Below are 9,473 nucleotides of genomic sequence, written 5' to 3'. Positions count from 1 at the left end.
CTTCGGCTACCTCACCCCAGCCGAGACCAGGCAGCGGCATCAACACGCCCTCGCGGCATAACCGACGAGTGTCCAAGATCACGGGGAAACTTCAGAGACGGCCCGAGGTGGGCGATGATGCGGTCGGCAGCCGACTTCGAGATCCCGAACAACGGAGCGAGCTGTCGTAGTGTCAGGTTGGTTCGCCAGTATGCGATGACAAGCAGGCGTGTAGGGGTGGCTGGACAGTGACGAAGATTCAAGTTGAGGTTTTTTATAGAGGGCAGCATACGGGTGAGCCCATGGTCATCTATTCCTCCGAGGATGTCGATGCGATGATCGATTACCTTGCCTCCGGGGAGGAGTCCGAGACTATGGCGACCCTCTATAGCAAGCAGCGCGAACTTCTCCCTTCTGGATTTCCGGACCACGAATTCCTGGTTGGAGTCAACGAGGAACGGCAGGTCGGGATCGTGAGCTTCATTGATGGCAAGAATTATCTTTCGACTGGCGTTTTGGAGAGTCAGGGGGAAGAGGTTGTGTACCACTTTGTGGGAAATCCAAGAGAATTTCCTGTGTCGGCAGAAATTCCGCTCCCCCTTGTGCGTGAGGCGGTAAAGGAGTTTCTTCTCTCTGGGGGGCGAAAGCCTGCGTGTATCGAATGGCAGGAGCAGCCGGCTCACGCCCGGGATGCGTGACGGTACGCCCGGGGTGTCCTGGCCAGGCGGTGCGGCCTGCTGGACCACGGTGGTTGTGCCGTGGTGAGGCTGTGTCAGTTCACGCAGTGCCTGTGAGACGTCGAGCTCTTCGGCAGCCACAGCTATCTGACCAAAGTGGAAGTGCAGCAGTTCGGCACCCGCCTCTTCCGGTCAGCAGCCCTCGCGGCTGCTGACCGGGTTACGGCACCCGTTGATCTTCTGCAGTCGGCTTGTCCGTGGCGTTGCCGCCACTATGCCCCTGCCGCGCGGCCGCCCCGGACCGGGACCGTACGGGCCAGCGGGTCACCCGGCTGCACGCGGAACTGGGAGGTCAGTTCCCGACCCGTGCTGGCCAGCACCCACTGCCGGTTCACGACCCGGCCACCGACCTCGAACTCGTTCCGCAGGACGGGAAGTTCGAGCATGCGGGTGAACCACTCCGCCGCGCGCCCCGCGAGAAATTCGGGCGTTCCAGAACTCTCGATCGCCGTTTCCGGGTTCCGCTCCAGCGTGTACAGCTGATCACGGAATTCGCCTCCGGCGAGACGGGAGCCGGTGAAGAACGCGCCCACGGTGAGAATGTGTGCTTCCGGATCGGAATCGGGATCGTAGAGCTCCAGGGTGACCATGAGTTCGGTGTGGTTCTCGAAGACCTCGAAGCTCGCGAAAGTGTCGTCGGGATCGCAGGACCACGCGCCGGATTCCGCCCGCTCACGGAGAGCGGCGAGAAAACGAAGCCCCTCCTCGGTGGCCTCCAGCTCCGGGTCGGGCTCGAACCAGACGGGGCCGGGGATGTCGTGCTCGTTCATGACGCTGCTGCCTCGCAAGCTCCGGAAAGGGGCCGTGAATGAAGTGACCTGACAAGGTGTACCGTTCGGAAATTCGTCGCTGCTGCTCAGAGTGGGTCTGGCGCGCCAGGAGGGCCTCCTGGAGCCCTGTCCGGGTGATCGTCTCACTGGTGTATCGGGTTACGCGGAGGCTGCTGTCGGTCCCGGCGGTGCTGTTGCGTCGACGCGCGGCCAGGGATGCCGAGTTGTTGGTGCTGCGGCATGAGAACGCGGTGCTGCGCAGGCAGCTCACCGGTCCGGTGCGGTACGAGCCGTCGGACCGGATCTGGTTCGCTGCGCTGTCCGCGTTGTTCCCGCGACGCCGATGGGCGCGGGTGTTCCCGGTCACGCCCGCGACCCTGCCCGCGTGGCACCGCAGGCTCATCGCGGTCAAATGGGACTACAGCAAGCGCCGCTGGAGGCCAGGCAGGCCACCGACCGCCGGCGCGGTGAAGGCGCTGGTGCTGCGGCTGGCCCAGGAGAATCCGCGTGGGGGCTGTCGACGGATCCACGGCGAACTCGCCCGCCTCGGACATCCGATCGGCACCACGACGGTCTGGGAGATCCTGACGGCCGCTGGCGTCGATCCAGCCCCACGCCGCAGCGGGCCGACATGGCGCGAGTTTCTGACCGCGCAAGCCGAGGCCTCATCGCATGCGAATTCCTGCACATCGACCTGGTCGACCTTCGCCGGGTCTACGCGCTGGTCTTCCTCGAACACGGCACGCGCCGCCTGCACATCGCTGGTGTGACCGCGCACCCGACCGGGCAGTGGACCGTGCAACAAGCCCGCAACCTCGCCGTCGAGCTGGGCCTGCGCCTGGAGTCACTGCGCTTCCTGATCCGCGACCGGGACGCGAAGTACACCGAGTCCTTCGACGCGGTCTTCGCAGCCGACGGCATCGAGGCCGTGTGGACCGCGCCGCGGGCTCTTCGGATGAACGCGCACTGTGAACGGGGCGTCGGAACCCTTCGGCGTGAAGTCCTCGACCACCTGCTGATCTGGAACGAGACCCATGCCCGCCAGGTCCTGGACGCCTACGCCCGACACTGCAACGGCCATCGCCCACATCAGGCTCGGGGACAGCTTCCGCCCCTCGCGCAGGAGCACCCGGTACCTAGAACCGAGCTGACTACGCACCGAGTCCTCCGCCGCCGAGTACTCGGCGGCGTCATAAACGAGTACGGGTACGCCGCCTGATCAGCGGCGACGAGTTTCCGAACGGCACAGGCTCACCAGTAGTTGAGTTCGCCATTGCCTGTGTACGTGGGGGTCTGGCCCGTCCATTTGATGTCGCTCTCCGGAACCGCAATCAGTTGGTCGTCCTTGCTCACGACGTAGCGCGACTGATAGGTCTTGCTCGGCGGTGCGACGGTGAACGTGTAGCCGGTGGCCTTTCCGCTGTCCCACTCAGCGGGCAGAGGAAGACGGTACTGCTTGCCTTTGGAGTTCACGAGAAGGTCGGCCTTGAAGGCGCATGCGCGCTTGTGCGTGTTGAAGATGATTCTGAACTCTCGGGCGTCCCCCTTGTCCAGGGCCACCTGGTCTGTGTACGGCGCTCCAAGGCTGAGACCCTCGACCTCGCGGGTGACAGGGCGGTTGGAATCGACGTTCATGCCCATGTCGACCGACCGCGCTCCTTCCCCTCCGTCCCCGATCGTAGGTGGCTGCAGCAGAGTTCCCTTCGGCACCGCGCCGTGGCAGTCGACATCGTGCAGTTTCAGGCCTTGGACGAGGACGGTCGTCTTGTACTGGCTCTCGACGCTGACCGCGACGCCGGTTGAAGACAGTGGGGTCCAGTTCTTGGCGAGCCAAGCCCAACTCGGTACGGCTGCCCCACCATCCTGCGTGAAGGGCTGCCCATTGAGCTGGTCATTGCCGTACGACGTGCCACTGACGTACCACCCCGGCCCGTAGTACGTAACCCCCGGGGACAGTTTGAGCGGCAACCCCGCCTCCAGGGCGTCTTCTTCATTCTTCTCCTTCCTGTCCTCCGCGGCGCTCTGCTGCTCACGGGACTCCCCTTGAAACGTAGGGATCAAGGCAACGGCGGCGACGACGAGTCCGAGCGCGCCGACAGCGAAACCGCAGTAGGAGATCCATTCCGCGCGCCGCGCACGGCGTTCGACCATGTCTGTAGGGGTCTGCGGTGGGGCGGGGGGCACCGGAGGAGCAGGTGCGGGCCCGCTACCCGACGGAGGTCCTGCGGGCGGTGCACTTGTTGCGTTCGGCGGGCTGTGTGAGCCCCCCGAAGTTGCCGGTGGCAGCGGACTTCCTCCTTGAGTGGAAGAAGGGCTGGCCCCAGCGGGCGGGGTGGGCGGAGTGGCCGGGTTAGGCGCGGACATCCGAGTCTCCAGGAGGCTTCCGATCGTGAACAGGGCGCCAAGGTAGCCCAGTTCAGAGGCCGGTCAAAACGCATGAGCGAGTCCAGCAGCTCTTCCAACGAGTCGGCCTGCCGGCCGGCGTCCTGCGCGTGGACCGAATCGTCGTTGCTCGGCCCTTCGCCGCAGGCGTGGCCGCAGGGGCGCCAGGCACCACCTCAGCGGGCTTGACGCCCAGCGCTGTCAGCCGTTCCTGCTGTTCGGCGGACAGCTGCGCCCAGGTGCCCGGCCGTTTCTGCCGCGTGAGCCATCGTCCGATGTCGTCGCCGTCGAAGAGCACGCCGGGCTTGATGTCGGGCAGCACGCCGCCGGCGTCCACCAGGTCCGCGAGCACCTTGTAGTGCCGCTGCCAGTCGAGGGGCCAGGGGCAGTTCCAGTCCGGGGCGATCGCCGCCAGCTGCTCCGCGCGCTCCGCTGCTCGTTCCGTGATGGCGCGCTGTCTGTGCTGTTCAGCTGGTCGTGGTGAGTGGTTCGAGCGATGACGTAGATGCTGATCTGGCGCTGTCGTTTTTGGTGATGGTGCTGGTCAGTTGGTTGCCGGTCGATACAGCACGGTGTTTGTTTGTCCATGTTCGTGGAGGTTTTGACAGGGGGTTTGGTGCCGAAGGTTGAGGTCTAGGCGGTCGGCGTCGCTTGGTGTTGGCTTCAGGCGTAGCGGATCGCTATGGCGGTGAGGGTGAGTTGTTCGCCGTTCCGGACGGTGTGGGCGGTCATGCAATTCGGCTCTGTCGGGGATCTTGTGATGTCGCAGGGCTGAGCTGGGCAGTCTCCGGGTGTGTGGTTCAGGGGTGTTGGGGCGGTTGTTGCCGCATCTGTCCGGTGTTGCCATCGAGTCGATCAAGCGAACGGCCGGGGTCATCACGCTTCGCGCGGGATGTCAGACGTCGCCGGTGAGATGCCCGGGGTGCGGTATGCCGTCGTGGCGGGTGCACGGCCGGTACGTCCGTCGGCTCGGCGACGCGCCCGTGGCCGGCAGCCCCGTAGTCATCGAACTGACCGTGCGCCGGTTCAAGTGTCTCAGCAGCCGGTGCCCGGCCGTGACATTCGCCGAGCAGATCGAGGGGCTGACCAGGCCACATGCCCGACAGACACAGGTACTGCGGTCGATGCTCGCCTCGATCGCTCTGTGCCTGGCGGGCCGTCCCGGCGCCCGCCTGGCCGCGGCCCTCGGGATCCGCATTGCCAAGGACGCGTTGCTGGACCTGCTCCGCTCGGTTCCGCAGCCACCGGTCGGCGCCGTCAGATTCCTGGGAGTGGACGACTTCGCTCTGCGCAAGGGCGACTCCTACGCGACGATCCTGGTTGATCTGGAAGCACGCCGCCCGGTCGACGTCTTGCCCGGCCGGGACGCTGAACCGCTGGCTGCGTGGCTGCGCCGCCACCCGGAAGTAGAGGTGATCTGCCGGGACCGGGCTGGCGCCTACGCGGAGGGAGCCCGAAGCGGTGCCCCGCAGGCGATGCAGGTCGCCGACGCCTGGCATCTGTGGCGGAACGTCGCGGATGCGGTGGAGAAGACGGTCGGCTCTCACCACGGTTGCATCCGGGCCGCGTTCGCGGCGACCCCGGCCATGGCGGAGGCAACCGCGAGGGACCTGGTCACGCCGGAGCCGTCTGAGGCGGTGGTCGTGCCGTTCGTCACGCCGGACGGCACTCTCGACGTCAGCGGCCGCCCCCGGCGTCTGGTGGCCCGCACGACCCAGAGATACGAGGCAGTCCAGGCACTTCTGGCCGAGGGGAAGTCGCTGGCGGCGATCGGCCGGACGCTGCGGCTGGACCACTCCACCGTCCGTCGCTTCGCCCGCGCCGGCAGCCTCGACGAACTGCTGGTCAAAGCCACCGGACGACTGTCTGTACTTGACGAGCACAAGCCCTATCTCCATGCCCGCTGGGTGGAGGGCTGTCACGACATTCCCCAGCTCCACCGCGAACTGCGCGAGCGCGGATTCACCGGGAGCATCCAGTGCCTCCGCCGCTACTTCCGTGCCTTCAGACCTGCCCGCCAGCCAGGCCGGAAGCTGCAGCCGGTGTCCCGGCCGCAGCCAAGGCCGGCCCCGAAGCCCCGCCGCGTTGTCCGCTGGATCATGACGCACCCCCAGCACCTCGCGGCCGCCGACGCCGCGGAATTGAAGGAGATCCGTAGGGCCTGCCCTCACCTCGACGCCGCCGCACGGCACGTCCACGACTTCGCCGAGATGCTCCACAGCCTCCAGGGAGACCAGCTCCCGGACTGGATGGACCGTGTCCTTGCCGACGACCTCCCTGCCTTGCACTCCCTGGTCAGCGGCCTACGACGAGACTTCGACGCCGTCACTGCCGGCCTCTCCACCCCATGGAGCTCCGGGCAGGTCGAGGGTCACGTCACCCGGGTCAAACTCCTCAAGCGCATGGCCTATGGACGAGCAAATCTCGACCTCCTACGCCAACGCGTACTTCTGGGCCCATGACCCTGCGACAGGGACCTTCCGCTGTGAGATCGCCTGAACCTGCCGTCTATTCTGAACGCGTTCAGTCGGGGTGGGTGGGATGTGGATGAGCACTTCAGTGAGACGGTGGGCGGCTCTGGTCGCCGCGTTGGCATGGGCCTGCGTTGCTTGCGCCGATGCAGGTGGAGACATAGCCCGGGTTGACCGGTCCGCGCTTACCGGCGAGTGGAGTAGTCCGGGCGGCGCTCGTCTTCACCTGGGGGAGGACCTCGCCATGACGGGGGAACGCCTGAACAGTGCGATGCTGGGAGGCACATCGTGCCCGGACGCTGCAACCGGACACTGGAGCTTCTTCAGCTCGCCCGACAAGGCGGGTTCCATGTTCGCCGATGACAGGTTCACCAGCGGCGACACCATCTCTGTGCGCATCGACGACCCGAAGGATTCCTGTCTTCTGTCAGTTCAGGTCCGGCGGGACGAGCACGGACTCAATCTGTGCCTGGTAGAAGACCTTGACTCTGGCTGCTCTGCCGAGGAGCTTCTGCGCCTTGAGCCGGTGACGCCGACAGGACGGGCAGCGAAGTGACTCGCTGTCCCTGTCGACGGGATATCACAAGATCCCCGACAGAGCCGAATTACGTGACCGTCGACACTCACCACGGCGTGGCACTCACGGGGGGTGCATGTACCGGTTGCGGCTGGGCTGGAGTGCCAGGCGAAAGAGGCGGCGGTCCAGAGGCGGGCCTATCTTCGGGTGGCAGGATGAGTGCCCATGGATGATCAAGGCGCTCTCGCGGCCCAAGCACTCCGGTTGGTCACGGCCCACTTCCCTGATGCCCTGGGCGCGGTGCTGGGAGGTTCGATTGCCCAGGGGCGAGCGACGTCGAGCAGCGATCTCGATGTTGCGGTCCTACTGCCCGACTCGGACATCAGTCGGCGTGAGGTGATCCGCCATGAGGGCCGCCTTGCTGAGCTGTTCTTGAACACCCTGGCCGACGTGCCGGAGTTCTTCGCGTGGGACAGGGCGCGCCGCCGGGGAACGGTCCTTTTCATCTACGACCAGGGGATGCCGCTGATGGACCCCTACGGACATGTGAGCCGAACGTGTGGGCAGGCCCGAGCGGTGCTCGCGGGCGGCCCTGCTCCCCTGACTCCGGCGGAACGGGAGCAAAGCCGCTACAGCCTTACCTGTTATTTGGACGACCTGGTCGACACCCCTCCAGCCGACCGGTACGAACAGTTGTCCCTGGCCGACTTCACCCTGCGGGAGGCGACACACCTCCTCACCGACTACCACGGTGCCTGGACGGGCATCGGTAAATGGCTGCCCCGCCGACTATTGACCGCGGATCCGCTGCGCGGCAAAGCCTTGCTTGATGGCCACCGGGCTGTGGCCGATAAGGCTGACCCTGCATCATTGGCTGCCGCAGTCGAGGATGTTCTTGATCTGTTCGGTGGCCCGCTGCGCGAAGGATACGCCCACACTTGGCACGCCTGATGTCATGCCTGGGAGTCGCACGGGGAGACCGGCCTACCCGACAGCACCGGGCCCTACGGGCGAGTCTCCCAGTGCCCACAGAAGCATCGGTAGTAGATGCCGAACACCTGGGCGTACCAGTGGATGTAGGGTCGGCCGGTCACTGTATTCATCGGGTCGGGTCGGCGAGCTGGTCGTAGAGATCCATGGGGGTCACGTAGCCCTCCCACCGCCCATCGTCAAAGAGTTGGATGCCAGCGTCCATGTACACCTGGTCGCACAGCTGGGAGCAGATCATGTGCCCGGTCGACTCCACATAGGTGCGCAGTCCGGGCACCGGGAGGTGGAAACGGTGCGCGGCGAGCGCCGCGTAGTCGAGGAAGCTGTACGGGACGTCGCGGTACTTGAGGGCGCAGGAGACGATGGCCTCGCGCTGCGCCGGCGTCAGCCCGTCCGGCGAAACGTACAGCACCTCGCGGTCGTCGTACTCGGACAGCGGGGTGACCTGGGCGCCGCCGGGCTCGGCCTCGATGAGCTGGTTGTCGGGCAGCACGATGAAGGCGTGCTCGTACGGGCCGAAGCCGTCGCCGTTGAGCCACTGCCCGATCTGGATGAGCCGGCCGACGGGGCCGGTGATGCTGGTCAGCCCGATATCGCCGGGCTGGGGTTCGGTGCAGATCACTTGGGCCTCCTAGGCGGCCGTGAGGGTGAGCGGGAGGGTGATGAGGCCAGCGGCAGCGCCGAGCTGGGCCCAGTCGGTGGGCCCGTACGCGCGGCGGCAGGTGTCGCAGCGGATGAGCCTCTTGCGCGGGTCGTAGGTGAGCTTCCCGCCACACTTCGGCGCGGCGGGGTTGTCCTCGTTATGCCCGCAGACCGGCATCGGGCATCCCGACTTGAGGTCTTCGCGCCGGCGCCGGTCACCGGAGACCACGCCGCGCATCTCGCCCGACAGCTTGCGTAGCGCGCGGTCGAGGTCGTCGATGTCGGGATAGGGCCCGCATCGCCCGTGCACCGCCTGGATGAGCGCCGCCGACCGCCACCTCTACGACACGATCGAGAAGCAGTTCTCCGAACTCGCCGCAACCGTGGACCTCGACGACCCGTGGAGCCACCCGGACGCAGCCGCCCTCGACCAGATCTCCGTCGCCCAGTGGCTGCGCGACCAGGGCGCCACCCACGCCGTCGTACGCGCCCTGGAGCTGTCCCACCTTGCCCTGGCGATCGAATCGGCCGAGTGCGCCCCCCTCCTCGCCGACCTGCGCAAGGAATCGGCAGCAGGCGCCGACGGCTTCTACAACTACGAAGCGTCTCTGATCAGCTAGGCGATCCCATGCGAGCCGTATGGTCTGGCATGGGTTCTGCCCACCTGGGCGGGGAGGCATGAGCGTGGAGATGGAATCCTGCGCCCAGTGCTGCTCCGCGTGGCCGATGTCGGCGGGTGGTGGGTGTGCTGATCGTGGTCATGCCCTGGTGCCGGTGGGTTGCGCGGGGCAGTCGGGTTCGGCCCGTTGGTGCGTGTCCCTCCGGACGCTGGCCGGCCGGGCCGGTGGGCTTGGCTGGGGAGGGAACCTCACGTCGCCTGGGCGTGAGGTGGTTGGTTCGTGGCCGGGTGGGGCCGGTCTTCGACCGGTCCGACCGGCGGGTCTTCTCCGTGGCCGTGATGACGGCCTTGTCCTCCATCGTGTCC

10 protein-coding genes and 2 pseudogenes are annotated in these 9,473 nt (G+C 66.4%); 6 read left to right on the top strand and 6 right to left on the bottom strand.

The features are described 5' to 3' along the window. Positions 1 to 92: 92 nt before the first annotated feature. Positions 93 to 206: pseudogene (locus ACFU8W_RS51370) on the bottom strand (transposase family protein); the annotation flags it as partial. A gap of 75 nt (positions 207 to 281) precedes the next feature. On the opposite strand from ACFU8W_RS51370, the gene ACFU8W_RS51365 reads away from it, so the two are divergent. Beyond that, entirely contained in the window at positions 282 to 677 is a 396-nt protein-coding gene (locus ACFU8W_RS51365; RefSeq protein WP_384052724.1) for an Imm1 family immunity protein, read from the top strand. 251 nt (positions 678 to 928) lie between these two features. Here ACFU8W_RS51365 and ACFU8W_RS51360 read toward each other — a convergent pair whose 3' ends face one another. Beyond that, positions 929 to 1,486, bottom strand: coding sequence for a hypothetical protein (locus ACFU8W_RS51360; protein ID WP_384052723.1), 558 nt, complete (start codon positions 1,484 to 1,486; stop codon positions 929 to 931). 134 nt (positions 1,487 to 1,620) lie between these two features. Here ACFU8W_RS51360 and ACFU8W_RS51355 point away from each other — a divergent pair. After that, positions 1,621 to 2,705 (top strand): annotated as a pseudogene (locus ACFU8W_RS51355) (integrase core domain-containing protein). Between the two features lie 32 nt (positions 2,706 to 2,737). On the opposite strand, the gene ACFU8W_RS51350 reads toward ACFU8W_RS51355, so the two are convergent. Continuing rightward, positions 2,738 to 3,637 (bottom strand): hypothetical protein, encoded by a 900-nt coding sequence (locus tag ACFU8W_RS51350; RefSeq protein ID WP_384052722.1) that lies wholly within the window; start codon positions 3,635 to 3,637, stop codon positions 2,738 to 2,740. A gap of 265 nt (positions 3,638 to 3,902) precedes the next feature. Then, entirely contained in the window at positions 3,903 to 4,220 is a 318-nt protein-coding gene (locus ACFU8W_RS51345; protein WP_384052721.1) for a helicase associated domain-containing protein, read from the bottom strand. 439 nt (positions 4,221 to 4,659) lie between these two features. Between ACFU8W_RS51345 and ACFU8W_RS51340 the strand changes: the two genes are divergently transcribed. The 3 genes from ACFU8W_RS51340 (at position 4,660) to ACFU8W_RS51330 (ending at position 7,807) form a co-directional block, all read left to right on the top strand. Continuing rightward, a complete protein-coding gene (locus ACFU8W_RS51340) occupies positions 4,660 to 6,330 on the top strand; it encodes an ISL3 family transposase (RefSeq protein ID WP_384052720.1) in 1,671 nt (556 codons plus the stop codon). Between the two features lie 253 nt (positions 6,331 to 6,583). Further along, positions 6,584 to 6,895, top strand: coding sequence for a hypothetical protein (locus ACFU8W_RS51335; RefSeq protein ID WP_384052719.1), 312 nt, complete (start codon positions 6,584 to 6,586; stop codon positions 6,893 to 6,895). 186 nt (positions 6,896 to 7,081) lie between these two features. After that, positions 7,082 to 7,807 (top strand): nucleotidyltransferase domain-containing protein, encoded by a 726-nt coding sequence (locus ACFU8W_RS51330; RefSeq protein WP_384052718.1) that lies wholly within the window; start codon positions 7,082 to 7,084, stop codon positions 7,805 to 7,807. A gap of 148 nt (positions 7,808 to 7,955) precedes the next feature. On the opposite strand, the gene ACFU8W_RS51325 is transcribed toward ACFU8W_RS51330, so the two are convergent. Together ACFU8W_RS51325 and ACFU8W_RS51320 are read right to left on the bottom strand one after the other, a co-directional pair. Further along, a complete protein-coding gene (locus ACFU8W_RS51325; protein WP_384052717.1) occupies positions 7,956 to 8,468 on the bottom strand; it encodes a hypothetical protein in 513 nt (170 codons plus the stop codon). Between the two features lie 9 nt (positions 8,469 to 8,477). Continuing rightward, on the bottom strand, positions 8,478 to 8,798 hold the full coding sequence (locus ACFU8W_RS51320; RefSeq protein ID WP_384052716.1) for a hypothetical protein: 321 nt from the start codon (positions 8,796 to 8,798) through the stop codon (positions 8,478 to 8,480). Between the two features lie 7 nt (positions 8,799 to 8,805). Between ACFU8W_RS51320 and ACFU8W_RS51315 the strand changes: the two genes are divergently transcribed. Then, on the top strand, positions 8,806 to 9,108 hold the full coding sequence (locus ACFU8W_RS51315) for a hypothetical protein (protein ID WP_384052715.1): 303 nt from the start codon (positions 8,806 to 8,808) through the stop codon (positions 9,106 to 9,108). Positions 9,109 to 9,473 lie beyond the last annotated feature (365 nt).

The sequence above is a fragment of the Streptomyces sp. NPDC057565 genome (genome assembly GCF_042801455.1).
Taxonomy (GTDB): domain Bacteria; phylum Actinomycetota; class Actinomycetes; order Streptomycetales; family Streptomycetaceae; genus Streptomyces; species Streptomyces yanii.
Note: the sequence above shows the minus strand (reverse complement) of the source record. Positions and strands in the feature narration are given on the sequence as shown.